Below are 22938 nucleotides of genomic sequence, written 5' to 3' on the forward strand. Positions count from 1 at the left end.
AATTAGAGGTACAACTTTTGTTGATATTGCAAATCTCAGCCTATCACTTCTACCGCACGCTGTATGCGTTGCAATGTTTCTTCCTTGCCCAGAAGTTCTGTAATGTCGAACATGTGGGGACCTTTGCATTCGCCTACGACAGCCAGACGGAAAGCATTCATCACATTGCCCATATGATATCCTTTCTCGGTAATCCAGCCTATTACAACATCTTCGGCAGGTTTCGACGAAAAGTCTTCGATGCCACGCAATACTTCCATCAGTTCACCCATAATGCGTGGAGTATCTTCCGACCAGCGTTTCTTTACATCCTTTTCTGCATAAGTGGCAGGTGCAACAAAGAAGAAAGCAGCCTGTGCCCAAAGTTCCTTCACGAAGTTCACACGACCCTTCACCAAAGAAACCACTTTCGTCAGATATTCATCAGAATACTTGCTGATATCGACACCATTGTCTGCCAGAACCGGCTTGAACAACTGTGCAATTTCTTCGTCGGACTTGCGCAGAATATATTCATGGTTAAACCAGATACCTTTCTTATAGTCGAACTTCGCACCCGACTTGCTGCAATGACTCAGGTTGAACAGCTTCACCAGCTCATCCATCGACATCAGCTCCTGATCGTTACCGGGGTTCCATCCCAGCAAAGCAAGGAAGTTGATGACTGCTTCGGGCAGATAGCCTGACTCGCGATAACCCGACGACACTTCGCCCGTCTTGGGATCGTGCCACTCTAGCGGGAATACCGGGAATCCCAGACGATCACCATCGCGCTTACTCAGTTTACCGTTGCCTTCAGGCTTCAGCAACAGAGGCAGATGCGCGAACTGGGGCATCGTATCTTCCCATCCGAAAGCACGGTAAAGCAATACGTGCAAAGGAGCAGAAGGCAACCACTCTTCACCACGGATCACGTGCGACACTTCCATCAGATGGTCGTCCACAATATTGGCCAGGTGATAAGTAGGCAATTCGTCGGCTGACTTGTAGAGTACTTTATCGTCGAGAATCGAGGAATTGATGACCACTTCGCCACGGATAAGGTCGTTCACATGCACGTCTTCGTTCGGTTCAATCCGGAAACGGACCACATATTGCTTGCCGTCGGCAATCAAGGCATCTACCTCTTCCTTAGGCATCGTGAGCGAATTGCGCATCTGCATACGAGTCGAAGCGTCATACTGGAAGTTAGGAATCTCCTTACGCTTTGCTTCCAGTTCCTCGGGAGTATCGAAAGCGATATAAGCCTTGCCGGCATCGAGCAACACCTGCACATATTTCTTGTAAATATCGCGACGTTCCGACTGACGGTAAGGACCGTAATTTCCGCCGAAGCTAACTCCCTCGTCGAAGGGAATGCCCAGCCACTTGAAAGACTCTAAAATATATTCCTCGGCACCCGGCACAAAGCGGTTGCTGTCAGTATCTTCTATACGAAAAATGAGATCGCCTCCATGCTGACGTGCAAAGAGGTAGTTATATAAAGCAGTACGCACACCTCCGATGTGCAATGCGCCCGTTGGACTTGGAGCAAAACGGACTCTGACTCTTCTTTCTGTCATAATCTTCCTTACTTATAAATAATTTAGATGGCAAAATTAAGCCTTTTTTTCCACACTATTGTTTTTTTTTGTACTTTTCGCAAAAAATTCAAGCATTATGAGCTATTTCAACGAGAAACAGACCCGACTCTACAGAAATTTGCTATATAGAGCACTGATTTTCATCGGTACTGTCGCCCTTATTGTATACTTTCTGCCCCGCGACGGCAAATTCAACTACCAGTTTGATATTGACAAACCGTGGAAGTACGGCCAACTGATGGCTACCTTCGACTTTCCCATCTACAAGGACGATAAGGTAGTGAAACACGAGCAGGACAGCATACTGGCCAACTTCCAGCCTTACTATCAGGTAGACAACAGCATCGGCCAGGCTGCCATCAACAAGCTGAAGAACGATTATCAGCACCATTTGCGAGATATTCTGCCTTCGTCTGACTATCTCCGCCATCTGGAGAAAAAGCTGACTGAAGTCTACAGTGCCGGCATACTATCGACCGACAATCTTGAGCAGCTCCGTCAAGACAGCACGGCAGCCATCATGATTATCGACGACAAACTGGCCCAACAACGCAATACCGACAAGCTGTTTTCGGTAAAAAGCGCCTATGCCTACCTGATGAACGCCGACACCGTGCACTATCGCCGCGACCTTCTGCGCCAATGCTCGCTCAACGAATATCTGTTGCCTAACCTTACCTACGATCAGGAACGTACGGAAAGCGCACGGAAAGAAGTGCTCAACAACTACTCCTGGGCCAACGGCATCGTACTGAGCGGACAGAAAATCATCGACCGGGGTGAAATTGTCGACCAGGAAACCTACAACATACTGGAAAGTCTGCGCAAAGAGTCCATCCAACGCAGCGAATCGGTAGGACAGAAACGTCTGATGCTGAGCGGACAGATTCTGTTTGTCAGCATCTTCATGCTCTGTTTCATGCTCTATCTCGACCTGTTCCGCAAAGACTACTATCTGCGCAAGGGCAGCCAGTCGTTGCTCTTCACACTTATCATGTTCTATTGCGTCATCACGGCCATCATGGTAGCCAACAACATCTTCAATGTTTACATCCTGCCTTACGCCATGTTGCCCATCATCATTCGGGTATTCCTCGACTCACGTACGGCTTTCCTTACTCATGTGGTAACCATCCTGATCTGCTCCATCTGCTTGCGCTACCCTCACGAGTTCATTTTGCTTCAGATATCTGCAGGTATGGTGGCCATCTACAGTCTGCGTGAATTGTCGCAACGCTCGCAGCTGTTCAAGACAGCCTTGCTGGTCATTCTGACTTATGCTACCGTATACTTTGCCTTCGAACTGATAACTGAAAACGACCTGTCAAAACTGAACGGTAGCATGTATACTTACTTCATCATCAACGGCATACTGCTGCTGTTCACTTATCCGTTGCTTTTCTTACTGGAAAAGACATTCGGTTTCACGTCCAACGTCACACTGGTCGAACTGTCGAACATCAACAACAGTCTGCTGCGGCGTATGTCCGAAACCGTACCCGGCACCTTCCAGCACTCCATGCAGGTAGCCAACCTGGCTGCCGAAGCTGCCAACCGCATCGGCGCCAAAAGCCAACTGGTACGTACAGGAGCCTTATATCACGACATCGGTAAAATGGAGAATCCGGTATTCTTTACCGAAAACCAGTCCGGAGGAATCAATCCGCACAAGAACCTGAGTTACGAACAAAGCGCACAGGTAGTTATCAGTCATGTAACGGGCGGACTGAAACTGGCCGAAAAGAACAATCTGCCCAAAGTAATCAAAGAGTTTATATCGACCCACCACGGACGCGGAAAGACAAAATACTTCTACATCTCGTGGAAAAACGAACATCCCAACGAGGAACCCAACGACGAACTTTTCACTTATCCGGGTCCTAATCCGTTCACCAAAGAACAGGCCATTCTGATGATGGCCGACTCGGTAGAAGCCGCTTCACGCAGCTTGCCCGAATATACCGAAGAAAGCATCAGCAATCTGGTAGAGAAAATCATCGATTCGCAGGTAGAAGATGGCTACTTCAAGGAATGCCCCATCACCTTCAAGGACATCGCCACCGTGAAAGCCGTATTCAAAGAAAAGCTGAAGACGATGTATCACACCCGCATCAGCTATCCCGAACTGAAGAAATAGACGTTGAACCCTCATAATACCAAGACCATGAAAGCCACTATCCAAGAAGAAAAACGAGCCACGAGCTTCCTGCAAAAGAACGACATACGAGTGGAAGAAATCAGCAGCTTCCGATTCATGCAACGCTATACGCCGCAACCGGAAAAACATAGCAGAGCCAACCTGTACGGATCGGGCATCCTGACCCTGCTTCTGAAGTCGGGCGAAGAAAAAGCGCTGATTGTGCACCTGCGCCAACACCCCACGGCTCTGATACACTACCTGCTTTCATGCGGCATTCCTTTCGAAAACTGCCGGACGGAGAACCGACCAGTTACCCGCCGTCCTGAGCCTGCTACCTACAAGCGCATGTCGCTCTACATGTTCTGGTATTTCATTCTTTTTGTGATTTGCCTCGGCATGGGGTTCTACACCACCACCCTTAGTCTGCCCGCAGGTATCCTGTTGCCCATCCTGTTCTTCGGGATGAGCCTTTACTGCATGTATCTGCTCCAGACGCGTTTCTGCTATCTGAAGCTGGAAGCCGACCGTCTGACCATCGTCAGCGCCGGACGCGAAATACACTACGCTTACGACGACGTGCTGAAAGTGAACTTCGACTTTGCCCGCGAGCCCAACGCCACACACATCATGGAGGTGCTGGACAGTACATACCGCTACCGTCTGTTCTACATCGGCCGTGTGCCCCGCACCCAACTGAACCAGCTCACAAACCAACTACAACAAGCCGGAATAGACGCTACTTGTAGTCTGAATGCCGAAAAGCGGCACTATCACGACGTGTACCATGGATAATGGAGAATGGATAATTGAGAATGGATAATGGGGAAGAGTTTCCTCCCATTAATTAATAATTTTCAATTCTCCATTTTCAATTATCAATTCTCAATTCCTCAAGCAGCCCGGCGCAGGCATCCTCCAGCAAGTCGAGCACATATTCGAAACCTTCGGCACCGCCGTAATAGGGATCGGGCACGTAGTCAGCATGCGTAAAGCGGGTGCAATAATCCGTCATGCGCCGTATTTTGCGCTCGGTTTCCACCGAGGGAGCACGTTCCTTCAAGTCTTCGATGTTGCGGTCGTCCATACCGATTATCAGGTCGAAATCGTAGAAGTCGCTGGTGCGGACTGGACGCGAACGGTGCGTCAGGTTGTAACCGCGCCGGATGGCATGGGCACGCATACGCGGGTCGGGCAACTCGCCCTGATGATAACTTAAAATACCCGCTGAATCTATCACAAACTGTTCCTCCAGTCCTGCTTCTTCCACCAAATGTCTCATCACTCCTTCGGCCGAAGAAGAGCGGCAGATGTTCCCCAGGCAGACGAACAAAATCTTATGTTTCGGTTGCTGTTTCTTACTGTCTGTTTCCATTGCAATCATTGTTTACATCGGCACATGCCATTCGTGTGCAAAGGTAACAATTTTTTCATTGAATGGGCGTGAATCTTCATCTTTCACCACATTCCATTGTATATCAATCTCTTCCGGTGAAAGGTGAAGGGTGAAAGGAGGTTTCCGGAAAGTCAATTTATAACAAATGAAAGGTCATTTTAGAGGCTTCACAAGCCACACAAGTATCGCTTGCGAGAGACACAAGTGTCGCTCACGAGCCACACTTGCACGGCTCGCGAGCCGTACAAGTGTCCCACAAACGGATGACAAGTGTACATCAAAAAGGGAAATAAATCTTACATCGGATCTACGTCGTAGTAAACGATGAGCGACTTGAAGCGATCCTCGGCTACCATCTCGCGCTGCACCTGTACGAGCAGCTGACGGGCACGAGCCATCGAAGCATTCATCTCGATTTTCACCACAATCTTACGGATGAACAACGTCTGGATGCGGGCCACAGGAGGCTTGTCGGGTCCCAACACCCGTGCGCCGAACACAGCACGGAGTTTGGAAGCCATCGTCTGCGCCATCAGGTCGAGCAACTGTTCGTTGCGGTTCTTCAGGTAGACGTACACCAAACGATAATAAGGTGGATAGCGGAACATCTGACGTTCGGCCAACTGCCCGCCAACCATTCCCTCGAAATCGTTGTGCATCACTTGCGGAATGATGGGATGGTCGATGCTCTTGGTCTGTAGTACCACCCTGCCCCGTCCGTTCTTCCGACCGGCACGGCCGGCCACCTGCGCCATCAGCTGAAAAGCACGTTCGTAAGCACGGAAGTCGGGATAGTTGAGCATCGTGTCGGCATTGAGGATGCCCACCACACTGACATGATCGAAATCCAATCCCTTGGAAACCATCTGTGTACCGATAAGAATGTCTGTACGCCCCTGCTGAAAATCGTGGATGATGCGTTCGTAAGCCGAACGGGTACGGGTCGTATCCAAGTCCATACGCGCCACGCGTGCTTCGGGGAAAATGGCCTTCACATCGTCTTCGATCTTCTCCGTACCGAAACCGCGGTTGCGTAAATCTACCCCTTCGCAAGCCGGGCACTGCCGCGGGACAGGCTGCGTATATCCGCAATAATGGCAAGTCAGCTGGTTCAGCCCCTTATGATAGGTCAGACTGACATCGCAGTTCTTGCATTTCGGCACCCAACCGCACGTATGACATTCTATCATAGGCGCAAATCCCCGCCGGTTCTGGAAAAGTATCACCTGTTCCTTCCGTTCGAGTGCCTCGCGCATGTACTGAAGCAGCAAAGGCGAAAAGGGTCCGTTCATGCGCTTCTTTCGCTGCAGCTCCTTGATGTCAACTGGAATGATTTCGGGCAGTTGCAGTTCCTTGTATCTTTCTTTCAGCTCAACCAACGCATATTTATCGCCCTCGGTGGCATTGTACCAACTCTCCACACTGGGCGTAGCAGTACCCAGCAACGTCTTTGCTCCATACATCGACGCCAGCACAATAGCTGCGTTGCGGGCATGGTAGCGGGGAGCCGGATCTTGCTGCTTATAGGTATTCTCGTGCTCCTCGTCGACGATAACCAGTCCCAACCGCTGGAAAGGCAGGAAGAGGGACGAGCGTACACCGAGAATAATATCGTAAGGATGTTCGGACAGCTGTTTTTGCCATACTTCCACCCGTTCGGCATCAGGGAACTTGGAGTGATAGATGCCCAATCGTGAACCGAACACCCGCTTCAGTCGTTCTGTAATCTGAGTGGTAAGAGCGATTTCGGGAAGCAGATAGAGCACTTGCCTACCCTGCCGGATGACCTGTTCAATCAGGTGAATATAAATCTCGGTCTTACCGCTGGAGGTGACTCCGTGCAGCAGACAGACATTCTTCTGCCGGAACGAAGCCAAAATCTCGTCGTAAGCCCGCTGTTGATGCACGTTCAGTGCGTTCAGCGGTTCCTCTCCCCCACTGGACACCATATCGAGACGACCTACTTCGTAATGGTACACCTCGAACACACCTTTTTCCACCAACGCATTGAAGACAGCAGGCGTAGCCCCTGAACGTTGCAACAGTTCAGCCTTCGGCACCTCCTTCACCGTCCTGCCACCCAGGCAACCCGACAGTTCGATGTACTTCATCAGCAAGTCCAGCTGCTTCGGCGCCCGCCGTTGCAGTTCGTCGAAAAAGAAATGTAACCGACGTTCGTTGCGGGCAGCCTCGGTCAGACGTACCCGAGTCTCGGTCTTGGGCTTATAGGTGCGCTTCAGTTCTTCTTTTACAAATAGCGCATCTTTCTCCAGCAACGACTTCACTACCGACAGGATATTCTTCAGCCCGCTGTCTTTCTCCAACCGGGTCACAGTCTGTTCGGGCTCGGCAGTAAGCAAGTCGAAGACTTTCTGTTCGCGTTCGGTCAAAGGTTCGGTCGCCTCAAAGTCCGAGTTAAGCTCCACCACGGTCTCGCTCTCCAACTTCAGGCCCGAAGGCAAGGCTGCCTTATACACATCGCCCTGCGTACAGAGATAATAATCGGCCAACCACTCCCAGAACTTGAACTGGAGCGGAAGCAGCACAGGCTGCGTATCGAGCACGGCCGAAACTTCTTTCACTTCGTAATCCTGCGGTTTCAGGAAGTGCACATTGCGCACAATGCCCGTATAGAACTTCTTCTTGCCAAAGGAGACAACCACCCGACAGCCTATCTGCACCTCCCCGTCCATATCCGGCGGCAAGGCATACGTGAAACAGGCATTCAGGGGCAAAGGCAATATGACATCGACAAACTTTTCCATCGTGCCGGCAAAGATACGATAAAAAGACAGAAAGAGGGTGTATCAAATTAGGAAACTGCTTTCTCCAGTCATCCTAAATTTTGATACACCCTCCTCAACTAAGAGAAAATATATTTCTTAGAAAAGATAAGCTAATGAAATTTGCCAGGTCTTCGTTTTTCCGTTACCACCTATTTCATCACCAAGAGCCTCACCAACTCCCTTCCATGAGAAGCTGTCGCCCAAAGGAATCTGGTAATTTACACCGATCTGCAGATGTTGAATGAGCTTCACACCAGCACCAATATTCAGACCTACTTGTGTAGCTTTCGTATCAAAACCTTCCCATTTAGTATCTTTGAAATTAAAGAAAAAGTCCGGTCCGGCAGCTACATATACACCCAACATACTACCCAAGCCAATCGTATACTTCAGATTAACGGGAATTTCAATACCCTGTTGTTTCCATTCGTCCTCACCACGTTGCGAGTACATCAAGGCACCGTCGATGCCCAAACCAATTACCGGAACAGTAAACTCGGCCATCGGGCCAATGAAGAAGCCGGTAGTATTGTCACTTGTCGGTCCGTTTTTAAAGTCCAGTTTTGACATACTCAAACCGCCTTTAAGACCCCACTTCAACAGTTGCGCTTGCGCAGGCGTAGCCATAGCCAGACAGCAGATAGCCACTAAAAATACACCAAAAAACTTTTTCATAACTCTAAATGTTTAAGAATTTGCAACAAATATATAGATTATCTTAAAAAAAGAACAACATTTTTGCCAAAAAGTTCACTCCGGTCTTTTACAAGCCTTAAGTCTGCCCTTCTTCACCAAAGATTCGATTTAGCGCTCATAAGGCAGAAAGTGAAAAGAAAATCGTAAAAAAACAGCTGGAAAAGTATAACGAATAAAAGAAAATCTTACCTTTGCACCGTCAAAAGGAAGGAAAGATGCCAGAGTGATCGAATGGACCGGACTCGAAATCCGGCGAACGGCTTTTGCTGTTCCGTGGGTTTGAATCCCACTCTTTCCGCTAAAGATATAATAATCAGCCCCTTTTAATGACATCTCAAAAAGCTGTTCATTTTTAGGTACAGAATACACACCTCTTGTCAGGAGGTTCGTTATTTTCCGCAATGACGATGATGTGTGTAATCTGTGCCTATTTTTATGCTCAAACATGCCGAAAACCACGCTGCAATCCGATACAGCAATCCCCCCAATTATTTTTTCCCAGTTAGGGAAAAAGATTTCTCTAACTGGGAAAATATTTCTGGGCAGTAGGCAAATAATTATCAGACAGAATGCTTACTGTCTGTTTCCTTCTTATACTGAGTAGGCGTCTTGCCCGTATATTGCTTGAACGAGGTACTGAAATAACGCGCCGAAGCAAATCCCACTTTCTCGGAAATCTCTGTAAAATTGAAATTACCTTCCGCTATCAGCTTCATGGCCTGTTCGATCCTTATTTTATTAATGTAATCGTTGGCTCCCATGTCGGTAATAGCTTTCAGCTTATTGTACAGCGAGGCACGGCTCATACCGATCTGCTTGCACAAGAAAGGAATATCGAGCTCCGTATTGTCCAGATTGTCCACTATAATCTGATTCAGTTTATCCATAAAGAGAGTATCCTTCTTCGTCAGGTCGTTCTCACCAAGTACAGGCTGCTCACCAACCTGCTGATAATGCCGACGGGTCTGCACCCGGTTATACAACTTATTAACCACCTTAGCCAGAAGCTCTTTCATTTCGAAAGGCTTCTCCAAATAGCTGTCGGCTCCCAACATATAGCCATACTGCCGGCTATCCTCGTCGTTTCTGGCCGTAAGCAGAATAAAAGGAATGTGGCTTACAGCAATATTCTCCTTGACGGCCTTGCAAAGTTCATATCCGTTCATAACCGGCATCATTACATCACTGATAATGATGTCCGGACTCTCTTCGCAAGCTATCTTATATGCCTGTTCACCGTCATACGCCACCAGCACACGCTTGAACAAATCTTTCAGGTCATCGGCCAGGTAATCAACCAATGCTGTATTATCGTCCACCACCAATATCACATAATCTTTCAGATGAACACTGCTTATCTTATCCTTGTCGGGCATGGCTATATCGATAGACGATTGTGACGAAAGCAACTCATTCAGATAGGCATTGTTCTTCGGAATGTCCCGGGTAATGGTCTGCGACAACGGCAATTCGAAATAGAACGTAGCCCCTTTGTCTGGATTGTTATAAGCCCCGATTTTACCTTTGTGCAGTTCGACAAGTATTTTAGAATATGACAAGCCAATGCCACTACCTCCCTGCTCGGAATCTCCCTGATAGAATCGTACGAATAACTTGTCCGGATCGACATTCTTCAGTCCGATACCTTGATCGGAAACGGAAATCCGAATGTACTGCCCGTCTTCCGTCAGTTCTGTCTTCACCCGAACAGACGACTGAGCCGGGCTGTGTTTAATGGCGTTCATCAACAAATTGGACAAGATAACAATACACTTTTCCTTATCGAAAGATACCCGACCAATTTTCTCGTCAAGTTGTAGCTCAATCTGATTGATATCATTTTCATCGCCAGCAAAATTGGCGCATACCTCTTCGATCCACCGATTCAGATCGTAACTTTGTATATCCAGTTTAGTCATGGTCATTTCCATCTTTCTGGCATCAAGAACCATACTAATAAGATCCTTCATCCGCTGTGCCTGTTTAAAGGCAACAGTCAATTGCTTAAAATAATGATCGGTAGGCTGAATAGAATCAATGATCTTCTTCAAAGGTGCATATATCAAAGTCAACGGAGTGCGTAATTCGTGACTGATGTTGATAAGAAACCTTACCTTTTCTTCATAAATAGCCTGTTCGTGCTCTTTCAACATCCATTTGATACGGTTGTCCTTCTTGCGCAAAGCCGACATAATAGCCCAATAAACCAGCAACAGGCACACCACAATCATCAACGTAGTGAACCACCAGGACTTGTACCAGGGCGGCAAAATGACCAGTGTAAGAACTTCCCGGCTTGATGCCCATCCACCGTCTTTTTTGGTATAACTGACCCGAATAGGATAAGTGCCCGACGCAAGCGAAGGAATATTCAGTTCAGTATCGTAACTCGTGATAGCATTTTCCGGACGATTGTCAAGTGTGTAATGAAAAAGACGAGGACGCAGAATATCGTCGCCTTCCACCAGAAAGCGCAACCGGATGTTACGACAATTCCACGGCAACGAAATTTTTCCATTCTTCACCCTTCCCATCAAATTTTCTCCTCCCGCCGAGAAATCCAAAAGGACGACATCCGCCTCTTTTTCATCATCCAGCCTCAGTTCATCGGCAGCAGCAGAAATACACAACAGGCCATTGACTCCTCCCATATAGACTCGTCGAGCATTCGACAAGAGCTTAGGCTTTTGCAAATATTCATTTTTCAATAATCCATCCGACTCTCCATATAGCATAAATTTCCGTTCCTCAGGATGATAAGCAAACAAATCTTGTCCTGCACCAATCCAAACACAACTATTTTCATCACACAATACAGATTTGGCATCTTTGAACAGCGAACTCTCAATATGCGTCAGTTTCCCTTTTTGAAAACTAAAAAGTCCTTCACTACCCGTTATCCAAAAAGTTCCTTTAGTATCCAATGAAACAGAATTAATTAGATAAGTCGTATCAGAATGGAATATACATTGAAGCAGTTTTCCGCCTTTGGGTATACGATACAGATTCTGAGTATTGTGAAAGTAAGAATATAAACTGTCGCAGCCTACACTACAAAGCATCCCTTGTGGTATGTCTGGAGTGCTATTAGACACTTCCTCCGTTTTACCAGTCGAAATATAGTAACGCGTTACTGGATTAGTCAGTAGCAAAATAGCATCTTCTGTTTCATTGTACAGATTGGCAGAAAGCCTACTGTACCTGATATATTCACTTAACTTATCCTGTGTCAACACAAAAGCACGTTTAGCTCCCGTATATTTATTAAATAAGAAAAAACCTTTTGAGAAAATGGAAACCAATAATTCTGTAGATGAATATCCACAAATAGATACAACCTTATCACCCCATGTCGTTGGGTAATGTAATATTTCATTCTGCTCCTCATCCAGCCTGTTAATGCCCCCACCATCCGTACCTATCCAGATAAAATGAGAATCCGGTTCCTGATAAAGCGAAAGTACAGTGTTTTCACTCAAACCTTTATTATTTCCCAATGCCACACTGGAAAAGGTAATCATATTACTCTCCCTAACATTGATAAGTCCACCACGGGTGGTACCCAGCCAGATATTGTTTCCCTTCTCACTACCATGTATATGCAAAATGGTATTGACAGGCAACGTATGAATATTGCCCGATTCGTGTTCAAGCACCTGTATGCTTCCATCAACAGGATTGATAATATTTATACCACCACCATCGGTACCAGCCCAAATCCGACCGTTGATCAGCGTAATGCACTGTACCAAATCACTACTTAAACTTGAATTCTGCGTCGTATAATGAGCCACAAGTTTACCTTCTTGCGAAAACCTTTTCAGACCATTATTGTAATCGGTAATCCACAAACAGCCTTCATCGTCGATACAAAGGTCGGCAAAGTAATTAGTTTTCAAGGAGAAAGTGGGCAAGACTTCACGTTTATCAATATCAAACAACACAATATCCTTTTTACGATTGGAACATATCAGCGTATGCGAATTCCAAAATTTCATTCTATGTATAAAGAAATCATCATTGTAATGAAGCTCAGCAAACTTATCTATTTGCTCGGATGCATAACTATATTTATACAATTTGTCGGCCGCACCAAATAAAAGTCCGTCTTCCATCTCACAAACCGCACCAGCAACAATCAGTTGTCCATCGCTTGAATAACATGGAGTGAAATCGTCATTTTCTTTTGAATATCTGACAAGCCCACTAACTGTAAGGAACCAAAGTTGACGATTTTTATCTTCTATAATCTGCTGAATTCTTTTATAAGAGAACGCTGAACCCACAATAGGTATATTATAATATTTTAGTTCTTTACCATCATAACGTATTACTCCGTTAGATGTATCCAACCAAACAATGCCATTACTTTCTTCGTACACATAATTGACATACGAAGGCATTCCTTGTTGCAAACCTATCTGAGTAAAATTATAGCTGTTAACAGCATACATACTATTTGCACCCATAATGCATATAATAAGCTGCAAAAGTATATTGCACAATGTATTTTTCATAATAGATTCTTTTCCATCTTTGTACAAAGATATATAAATATCAGAGAATAATCAATATTGGAAGTCAAAAATCAAAATTGGAAGCCTAAAAAACTTCCAAAAACTGAATGGTAACTACCAATAATAACTACTTAGCCAAAAGTGGAAGTAAAATAGTTATTTACGGACGCCAACAAAAACAAGCATCTATAATTTTGCAGTGTGATTTTCGTTTTGTAACAAAAATCCAAGTCAAAAAATAAATGTTTTCTATTTCATGTTTAACTAAAAAACTTAGTATTAATGAAAGCACAATTAAAGTACTTCTGTCTATGTGTGGTTTCAATATTAGTATTCTCTGTTGGAGCCCTGGCCCAAGGACAGACCATTACAGGTAAAGTAGTGGACAACCTTAAAGAAGGGATGCCCGGAGTAAATGTTCAGGTAAAAGGTACCACAGTAGGAACAATCACTGACCTGAACGGAAACTATTCTTTGAAAGTAAACGACTCAAAAGCCGTATTAGTGTTCACCTTTATTGGCTTTTCTACTCAAGAAATTACAGTTGGTAACCAAACAGTTATTAATGTAGAATTAAAAGAAGACGCACAAGCACTGGAAGAGGTTGTTGTCGTTGGTTATGGTACAGCACGCAAAGGAGACTTGACCGGTGCGTTAACAACGATGCGTCCCGATCCGAACGACGCTTCAAAAGCCAGTTCACTTGACAATCTGTTGTCGGGTAAAGTCGCCGGTCTTGTTGTAAGTTCTTCTTCTTCAGCTGTTGGTGCTGCTTCTTCCATCACCATTCGTGGTGCCAGTTCATTACGTGGCGACAATCAGCCGTTGTACGTTATTGATAATGTGCCACAGGCTTCAGCTGGTGAATTTTCTTCATCAGGTATCAGTGGTGACTTCCAGATCAACCAAGACCCGCTTGCCGCTCTAAATCCATCGGACATTGAAGATATCACCATCTTGAAAGATGCTTCTTCAACAGCAATTTACGGTTCACGCGGCGCAAACGGTGTAATCTTGATTACTACAAAGAAAGGTAAACAAGGAAAAGCAAAAGTAAATGTAAGTGCAAACTTTACAATTGCCGAGCCTACTCGCCTGATGGAAATGACTAATTTGTACGAACATGCCAACTATGTCAATTCACGCATCTCAAACGAGCAGTATCCTTTCTATATTGTAGGCGATGAAGTAAGATATGTATATAACGATGCTTTGTCAAAATATGATCCTAACAATCCGGAAACCTATCATTTGATTCAATATCGCAACTGGCAGAAAGAAATCTACCGTTCAGCTTTCTCGCAAAATTACTCTGTATCAGTAAACGGCGGTAGCGATAAAGTAACTTATTACATATCTGCCAACTTTAAGAATATCAATGGTACTGTAAAGCAGACAGGACTGAAGCAAGGTGATTTGCGTGCCAACATCGGTATGGACCTGTCAAAGACAGTTCATCTGAATATGACCTTTAGCGGATCTCTCCGCCAAAATGATATGATGGCAGGAGGTAGCACGCTGGGAGGTTCAACAACAGCGATTTCACGTACGGCACTAGACTATGCACCTTTCGAAATGCCCGCAGACGACCCCTCGTTCCAAGCAGAAACAAAGACTACAATCTTCAGCTGGCTAAATGACTATGAAGACGTAACCAACGACAAGACATTCAACATGAGTATGGACTTGTCATGGAAAATCCTGAAAAACTTGCAATACAATCTGCGCGTGGGTGGTAATATGAACATTAATGATCGTAGCCGCTGGTATGGCATGCAATTGTATCAAGGAATGAACAATAACGGATATTTGGCACTTTCAGACCTGAACAAGAGTAATTATTCTGTTGAAAACGTGTTGAACTATAATACAAAACTTGGTAGCATAGCCAATTTAGATGCTACGGTAGGTGTGACATACGATGCTTATAAATTCCTCAACAAAAACGTTATAGGAACTCAGTTTACAATGTTCGACCTGAGAGAAAACGGTATCCACATGGCTGGAAACGTGCAACATCAAGAACCGATACAACGCGATTACCAGTTACTTTCTTATTTGGGACGTATCAATCTGTCTTTCCTTGACAAATACCTGATCACAGCCTCGCTTCGTGCCGATGGTTCAAGTAAGTTTGCCAAAGGCAACCGTTGGGGGTACTTCCCCTCAGCTTCTATCGCATGGCGTATGGAACAAGAAGAGTTCATGAAAGACATTGATTGGCTGAATCAATTAAAAGTTCGTATAAGTTATGGTGTAACAGGTAACCAAAGTATCAATCCTTATTCTACATTTTCTATGTACGGAGGTGGTACCAATCATTACGCAGACGGCTCCGGTAATCAGCAAGCTACGCTAACCATTACCAACCTGCCAAATACAGGATTGACTTGGGAAAAAACATCTTCCTGGAATGCCGGTTTTGATTTTGGATTCTTCCGTTCTCGCTTAAGTGGTACATTTGATTTCTATGTAAAGAGAACAGATGACCTGCTTATTTCAAGAAATCTGCCAGGTTCTGCCGGATTCTCTTCAACTTACTACAACCAAGGATCTTTGGATAATAAAGGTATTGAGCTGACTTTAACAGCACAAATCATTGACTCTAAAGACTGGAAATGGAGTGTGACAGGAAACTTCGGTAAAAATAAGAGTAAAATCGCAAATTTAGGCCTTCTTCCTACAGAATTTGGATGTTTAGGTGAGAGAATCGGTTATTATGGTAACACACTCGGTGACCACTTTGGAGTAGGTCATGTATTCTTGCAAGGAGAAGCTCCGGGATTGTTCTTAGGCTACGTAACCCAAGGTATCGTACAAGCTGAAGACATCACAGACGAAGGTGTAAGATTTACTAAACCTGACGGAACTGTAGGATATTATAAAGACGTATTAGGACAAAAACCTGTAGCTGGTGACGTGAAGTTCGTTGATTTCGACGGTAATGGTTCTGTTGATACTTCTGACCGCAACATAATCGGCGACCCCAACCCCGGATTTACATATGGTTTCCAAACATCATTATCATGGAAAAGTCTGAGCTTATCAGCCTCGTTCTCCGGAGTACAAGACCGCGATATTATCAACGTAAACAATCGCTATATTAATACACCGGGAACAAAAGCCGGAACTATATCAAAGAAAGCTTATGAAGGAATGTGGACACCGGAAAACAAGTCCAATTTATATCCATCTTCCAACTTCATGGTTCAAAATATGGTTATGGACCGTTATGTAGAAGACGGAAGTTATCTCAGATGTTCAGATATCACACTGAACTATGTACTTCCTAAATCGTGGATGAAAAAAGTAGGTTTGCAGAATACATCTATATTTGCCTCTGTAAAGAATGCATTCGTCATTACGAACTACAGTGGTTATGACCCAGAAGTAAACAGCTTTGCATTTGACGGTTTGCGCCCGGGAGTCGACATGAACTCTTATCCTACACCACGCCAATATATATTTGGTTTGAATGTAACCTTCTAACTTTAAAATAACACCATAAACTTCAAAGGAATAAAGATATGAAAAATATAAAATTTTTAATTCTGTCTCTTTCAGTAGCATGTTGCATGTCTTCATGTTTGGATGAGGAACCGTTGTACACACAGAACAACAATATTGTGTTCTCCAATGAAAGTAATGCAGAACTGGCATTATTAGGCTGTTACTCTTATATGAGTACTACATCAGCATACGGACAGCATTGGCAGGAAATCCCTATCAGCGGTTCTGGCTTCGGATGGTCACAAAGAAGTGGTAGCGATGGCATTGTAAGTTTACAGTCATTATCAAGTGACGGTTTGATCTCCACAACATGGAATGCAATGTACAAAGTAGTCTCCGAAGTAAATGCTTATCTGGCAAATTTGGAAAGCAGTGGATTATCTGCCGAAGTTAAGAATCAATACAGTGGAGAAGCTAAATTCTTGCGCGCTTTGGCATACTATAATCTGGTATCTCTGTTCGGAGATGTTCCTTTCAAGACTACAGCGTCTACCTCCGAAGGTATTACCATTGGACGTACTCCTAGCAATGAAGTCTTAGCTCATGTTATAGACGACCTCAAAGATGCTGAAAGCATTAGCGAAACTTCTACTGCCGGTCGTGTAAACTCTTGGGCTGTAAAAGCCTTCATGGGCAAAGTATATTACAAGATGGCTGTATTGGGTATCAATGCAACAGAAAACTGGAACAACGCAAAAAACATGTTCGATGCTGTTTATAACAGTGGTGTATATCAGTTAGAGAACAATTTTGCAGATCTGTTTGGCGATTGGGTATCAAACTCTAAGGAATCGATTTTTCAAATCAATTTCAGTGTAACATCAACAAACTGTTTCAATCGTGCCAGTAACCGTTTCTCACCTACTTCATCTACCACAGGCGTAAACTGGAGCACCTATCGGGCAACAAAAGCTGCATACGATATGCATTGGAGCATGTATCCTGGAGATCCTCGTATTGCAGCTACCTTTTTAACACAACATAGAGAACGTAGTGGTAACAATCAAGCTAACCCCAAGCCTCAGGTAGGCGACACGCCTTCAGCCAACGACTCAGTGTATTACTATCCTTACATCAGTTATAAGATAATATTAGATAAAAAATTAGTAAATGGAAAAGAAGTAGTTGTATACGACTCTATTTACAAGAATGGAAAAGGAGTAGAACCGAAGGAATTCGTAACCCGTATACCATACGAAGAGCTTGAAAATCCGGCTAACCCATCGTTGTCTTACTTAGAAAATCTAGAAGCACCAGCCGATGCTGACGTATACGAAAAAGCCCGTATAGAGGTCTTGAAAAATTTAAAAAAGTCATTTGCTGAAAATGGTAGTCAGCAAGCCTGGCCCGCACATGCCAAATTGTATGACCAAAACCAGCAAGGTACAGCTAGTCATAAAAATCTGATGGTATATCGTTATGCCGAAATGTTGCTATTAATGGCTGATGTTTATAATGAATTGGGCGACAAGAACAAAGCTATTTCACTAGCAAATGAAGTATTGGCTCGCGCCCGTAGATCTGCCACAACAACAGCTCCTTCGGTAGAGCCTAAGGATTGGCCAACTTCATTAACCACAGAACAAGTTCGTGAAAAATTATATTTCGAGCGTATTATAGAACTATTTGGTGAACCAGATATGTACGAAATGATTCGTATTCGCGGAACAGAATATCTGAAAAAAGCCTTGGAATATCACAACAACCATGAGTTTACTAAAGCTTCTGACGCCTATTATACTGCAGCTGCTCAAAAATGGACAGATCGTATCTATAATGATGGTAATTTGACTGAAGACTTCTTGAAGAAAAACCTGTTGTTACCTATTCCTGACTCTGAAAGGGATGCTAATCCTGGTATAACAGACAACAATTTCGGTTATTAATTGAACTAAAACAAATATCACATGGCTGGCAAAAGATTTTTCTATTTTTCCAATAATTAAAAATCCCGATTGCCAGCCATTAATTAAGTTTGTTAAGACGAATATCTAAATAAACTAATAACAAAAAAGAGTCAGCGGACTTACCATAAAACGTAGCTGACTCTTTTTTATTCTTTTCACCTTAAAATCTTTATGACCATGAGTAAAAATGTATTCTACAAAATATTCTTTCTCATCATTACATGTATAGCGGTACAGGGCAATCTCTGGTCCCAAAATATAAATTTAGTGCCCCGGCCGCTTGACATGCAGACCACAGGTAAAGAAACATTCACAATTACACCCAAAACCGTCATTTCAGTTGAGAATGATGAGCAAAAAACTATAGCTGAATATTTTTCATCTTTATTTATACTACCTGGCGGTTTTGCTCCTTCGATTGTTGTAAATGGTAATGCAGACATTGTCTTCCAAACAGAGCAAACAATGAAACCCGAATCTTACAGTTTACAAGTAAAGAAAAACGGTATATTGATTAAAGCAGCAGATAGCAGCGGTTTCTTCTATGCAGTACAAACATTAAGACTAACTTTACCAGCACAAATTGAAAATCGCGTGGCACGTCAAGACACCAATTGGACTATACCAGCAATGGAAATCAGTGATGGTCCAAGGTTTTCATATAGAGGCTTGATGCTGGACGTTTCACGTTATTTTCTTCCTAAAGAAGAAGTCTTAAAAATAATAGACTGCATGGCTCTGCTAAAACTTAATAAGCTTCATTTTCATCTTACAGATGACAATGGATGGCGAATCGAAATAAAAAAATATCCCCGACTTACAGAAGTTGGAGCATGGAGAGTAAACAGAGAAAACTTTGCTTTTCCAGATCGTCGGAACCCCTCTCCAGAAGAGTCAACCCCTATCGGAGGATATTATACACAAGAACAAATGAAGGAAATCATCGCGTATGCTCAGCAAAGACAAATCGAAATCATCCCGGAAATTGATATGCCTGCACATTCGAATGCGGCTTTGGCAGCTTATCCAGAATACGCTTGTCCTGTAGTTAAGAAGTTCATCGGAGTACTTCCTGGACTTGGTGGCAGTAATGCAGACATCATTTATTGTGCTGGCAACGATAAGACTTTTGAGTTTTTGCAAGGTATTATCGATGAAGTAGCCGCTCTTTTCCCATCCCAGTATATTCATATCGGGGGGGACGAAGCCTGGAAGACGCATTGGAAAGAATGCCCCTTATGCCAGGCCCGGATAAAAAAAGAACAATTACAAAATGAAGAAGATCTACAAGGCTACTTCATGCAACGGATCAGTAAATACGTACAAGAAGTAAAAGGGAAAAAAGTGATGGGTTGGGACGAATTAACCAACAGTAAACTACCCGAAGGAGTTACTATTTTTGGATGGCAAGGATTCGGTAATGCTGCTCTGAAAGCTGCAGCCCAAGGGCATCCTTTTGTCATGACTCCGGCTCGATTACTTTACCTGATACGTTATCAGGGACCACAATGGTTCGAACCACTGACCTACTTCGGAAATAACACACTAAAGGATGTATATACTTATGAACCTATACAAGAAAATTGGGATCCGTCATACGCCAATCTATTGATGGGTATACAGGGATCGATGTGGACAGAATTTTGTTCAACCCCCAGAGATGTGACTTATCAAATCTTTCCACGTCTGGCAGCAGTTGCCGAAGTAGCCTGGTCTGTACGTGGCAGCAAAGACTGGCCGTCTTTTCTAAAATCATTGGACAATTATCTGAATCATTTAGATGCTAAAGGAATTATATATGCCAAATCAATGTATAACATACAACATAAAGTTGTGCCAGCAGACAACAAACTGAAAGTGAAACTTGAGTGCGAACGTCCTGACGTTGAAATACGTTACACTCTAGATGGTACAGAGCCTATAGGAACCTCTCCTATATATAACCAAGATTTATTAATCAGTGACAACGTACTGTTGCAGGCTGCTACTTTCGTTAATGGAAAACAAAAAGGTAAAAAGCTTATTTTACCACTCCAATGGAATAAAGCTACAGCAAAAAAGCTGCAAGGTCTTCCCAAAGAAGCTGAAATATTACTGAATGGAGTACATGGCAGTCTAAAACAAACCGACTTTGAATGGTATACAGGTGAAATGTCTAAACCTATATCCTTTACAATCGATTTACTGAAATCTGAAAAAATTAGTAAGTGCGCTGTTGGCTGCATCACTAATTATGGTATGGGCGTGCACAAACCCAGAAAAATGAAGGTTGAGATTTCCGAAGATAACCAATCTTTTACAACGATAGGTGAACGCAACTATACCGATACTGAGATTTTCAAAGAAGGAAACTTCATTGAGGAACTTAAAATAGAAGTTCAGAATGCTACAGCACGTTATGTACGATTTACATTGGAAACTCCCGGTAATTGTCCGACAGACCATGTACGGCCAGGGCAAGCATCCAGAATCTATTTGGATGAAGTAATTATTAAATAAGATATTTTAAAACCTAAATATCACCACTATTAATTAGTTATTCAGACAAAAGTTATGAATAAGATTATATCATTTACAATGTCGTCTCTATTGAGCATTTTTTCTTTATCAGGAAATACTCAACAAGATACGACACTGTATATTAAGCATGTTGCTTTTCCAACTGATGCAACTATGGAACAAAAAGTATCTATGGCTGCCCGCCTTGTTCCCTCTCCCCAACAGTTGGAATGGCAGCAAATGGAATTAACAGCCTTTCTCCATTTTGGCATCAATACTTTTACTGACCGAGAATGGGGGGACGGAACAGAAGATCCGACCTTATTTAATCCTACTGAACTGGATGCCGAGCAATGGGTACGCACCTTAAAAGAAGCGGGATTCAAAATGGTATTACTCACAGCCAAGCATCATGACGGTTTTTGTTTATGGCCTACTCAAACAACCCGGCACTCTGTAGCTTCTTCCAAATGGAGAGGTGGCAAAGGCGATGTTGTAAAAGAATTACGAGATGCCTGTACAAAATATAATATGAAATTTGGGGTTTATCTTTCACCATGGGACCGAAATGCAGAATGCTACGGTGATTCGCCTCGTTATAACCAGTTTTTTATAGAACAACTGACTGAATTGCTAACCAACTACGGTGAAATACATGAGGTCTGGTTTGACGGAGCCAACGGTGAAGGTCCTAATGGGAAAAAACAAATTTATGACTGGGAAGCCTTTTACAAAACCATCCAACGCTTACAGCCCAAAGCTGTTATGGCAATCATGGGAGATGATGTTCGTTGGGTAGGCAACGAAAAAGGCATAGGACGTGAAACTGAATGGAGTGCAACAGTATTGACCCCAGGAATTTACGCCCGCTCAGAGGCCAATAACAAACGATTGGGAGTCTACAATAAAGCCCAAGATCTTGGCAGTAGAGAAATACTGAAAAATGCAACCGAACTTTTCTGGTATCCGTCCGAAGTCGATGTATCAATCCGTCCGGGTTGGTTTTGGCATGAGAAGGAAAACAGTAAAGTAAAAAGTTTGAAACATCTTACCGACATTTATTTCCAATCTGTCGGCTACAATTCTGTATTACTACTCAACATACCTCCCGACAGACGAGGCTTGATACACGAAGCCGACATTGCTCGCTTAAAGGAGTTTGCAGCTTATCGACAACAGACTTTTGCAAACAATGCCGTAGAAAACGGGGAAAAGTTATGGATAGCGAAATCTGGTGAAAAATGTACATACAACTTAAGAACAGGTTCAAAAATCAACGTTGTTCTTTTGCAAGAAGACATATCACATGGCCAACGAATAGAAGAATTCGATATAGAAGCGCTTGTAGATGGAGAATGGAAACAGATAGGTCAAGGAACGACTATAGGCTACAAGCGAATGATCCGCTTCCCTGAGATAACGGCTGATGCATTAAGACTTCATATAAAAAGTTCACGATTAGAAGCACGCATCATCAACGTAGCAGCCTATTATGCAGCTCCTATAAACGAAGAACAAGTCTCTTCTAACTGGAATAATCTGCCACGTACATCTTGGAAAAAACTTTCCAGTCAACCTTTAATTATAGATTTAGGAAAAGTTGTATCTTTGAAAGGTTTCACATACGCGCCCTTGAACGAGCAAGCCAAAGCAACAATGGCCTATCGATATAAGTTCTCAGTCAGTTTGGATGGACAAATCTGGAAAGAGATACCTCTAAATGGCGAGTTCAGCAATATCATGCACAATCCATTGCCGCAAACCGTACTGTTCGGACAAGAGGAAACAGCTCGTTTCATCAGGTTAGAGGCAACTTCTCCTGACGATACTCCAGCTGTTGTGGAAATAGAAGAAATCGGAGTGACATTGTCCGACTCTGATACGAAATAATGCTCTGTCTATAGAAT

The 22938-nt window shown here is 43.7% G+C and carries 11 protein-coding genes and 1 tRNA gene; 7 read left to right on the forward strand and 5 right to left on the reverse strand.

Features of this window, described 5'->3' with window-relative positions; all coding sequences use genetic code 11:
- Positions 1–35: 35 nt before the first annotated feature.
- Positions 36–1562: a glutamate--tRNA ligase gene (gltX, locus tag Q3C19_RS10255; RefSeq protein ID WP_302729095.1), complete on the reverse strand. Its 1527-nt coding sequence runs from the start codon at positions 1560–1562 to the stop codon at positions 36–38.
- 97 nt (positions 1563–1659) lie between these two features.
- On the opposite strand from gltX, the gene Q3C19_RS10260 reads away from it, so the two are divergent.
- Positions 1660–3720 carry an HD family phosphohydrolase gene (locus Q3C19_RS10260; RefSeq protein ID WP_022161936.1) on the forward strand — a complete coding sequence of 687 codons (2061 nt, stop codon included), beginning with the start codon at positions 1660–1662 and terminating at the stop codon, positions 3718–3720.
- 27 nt (positions 3721–3747) lie between these two features.
- Positions 3748–4515 carry a hypothetical protein gene (locus Q3C19_RS10265; protein WP_302729097.1) on the forward strand — a complete coding sequence of 256 codons (768 nt, stop codon included), beginning with the start codon at positions 3748–3750 and terminating at the stop codon, positions 4513–4515.
- A 76-nt stretch (positions 4516–4591) separates the two neighbouring features.
- Here Q3C19_RS10265 and Q3C19_RS10270 read toward each other — a convergent pair whose 3' ends face one another.
- From Q3C19_RS10270 to Q3C19_RS10280, 3 genes are all read right to left on the reverse strand, one after another.
- On the reverse strand, positions 4592–5095 hold the full coding sequence (locus Q3C19_RS10270; RefSeq protein ID WP_302729099.1) for a low molecular weight protein-tyrosine-phosphatase: 504 nt from the start codon (positions 5093–5095) through the stop codon (positions 4592–4594).
- A gap of 317 nt (positions 5096–5412) precedes the next feature.
- Positions 5413–7881, reverse strand: a complete 2469-nt coding sequence (priA, locus tag Q3C19_RS10275) for a primosomal protein N' (RefSeq protein WP_277122482.1) — start codon at positions 7879–7881, stop codon at positions 5413–5415.
- 117 nt (positions 7882–7998) lie between these two features.
- The gene (locus Q3C19_RS10280; RefSeq protein ID WP_071148619.1) at positions 7999–8577 is read right to left on the reverse strand and encodes a porin family protein; all 579 of its coding nucleotides are present in this window, start codon (positions 8575–8577) and stop codon (positions 7999–8001) included.
- A gap of 230 nt (positions 8578–8807) precedes the next feature.
- On the opposite strand from Q3C19_RS10280, the gene Q3C19_RS10285 reads away from it, so the two are divergent.
- Positions 8808–8896 (forward strand) — tRNA-Ser (locus Q3C19_RS10285).
- Positions 8897–9158: 262 nt separating this feature from the next.
- Here Q3C19_RS10285 and Q3C19_RS10290 read toward each other — a convergent pair.
- Positions 9159–12596 (reverse strand): response regulator, encoded by a 3438-nt coding sequence (locus tag Q3C19_RS10290; RefSeq protein ID WP_302729103.1) that lies wholly within the window; start codon positions 12594–12596, stop codon positions 9159–9161.
- Positions 12597–13397: 801 nt separating this feature from the next.
- Here Q3C19_RS10290 and Q3C19_RS10295 point away from each other — a divergent pair.
- The 4 genes from Q3C19_RS10295 (at position 13398) to Q3C19_RS10310 (ending at position 22921) form a co-directional block, all read left to right on the forward strand.
- Entirely contained in the window at positions 13398–16604 is a 3207-nt protein-coding gene (locus tag Q3C19_RS10295; protein WP_302729105.1) for a TonB-dependent receptor, read from the forward strand.
- Positions 16605–16642: 38 nt separating this feature from the next.
- Positions 16643–18511, forward strand: coding sequence for a RagB/SusD family nutrient uptake outer membrane protein (locus Q3C19_RS10300; protein ID WP_302729107.1), 1869 nt, complete (start codon positions 16643–16645; stop codon positions 18509–18511).
- A gap of 198 nt (positions 18512–18709) precedes the next feature.
- The gene (locus Q3C19_RS10305; RefSeq protein WP_071147986.1) at positions 18710–21031 is read left to right on the forward strand and encodes a family 20 glycosylhydrolase; all 2322 of its coding nucleotides are present in this window, start codon (positions 18710–18712) and stop codon (positions 21029–21031) included.
- Between the two features lie 54 nt (positions 21032–21085).
- The gene (locus Q3C19_RS10310) at positions 21086–22921 is read left to right on the forward strand and encodes an alpha-L-fucosidase (RefSeq protein ID WP_277123062.1); all 1836 of its coding nucleotides are present in this window, start codon (positions 21086–21088) and stop codon (positions 22919–22921) included.
- The last annotated feature ends 17 nt before the right edge of the window (positions 22922–22938 follow it).

Source organism: Bacteroides sp. ET489 (genome assembly GCF_030518095.1).
Taxonomy (GTDB): domain Bacteria; phylum Bacteroidota; class Bacteroidia; order Bacteroidales; family Bacteroidaceae; genus Bacteroides; species Bacteroides ndongoniae.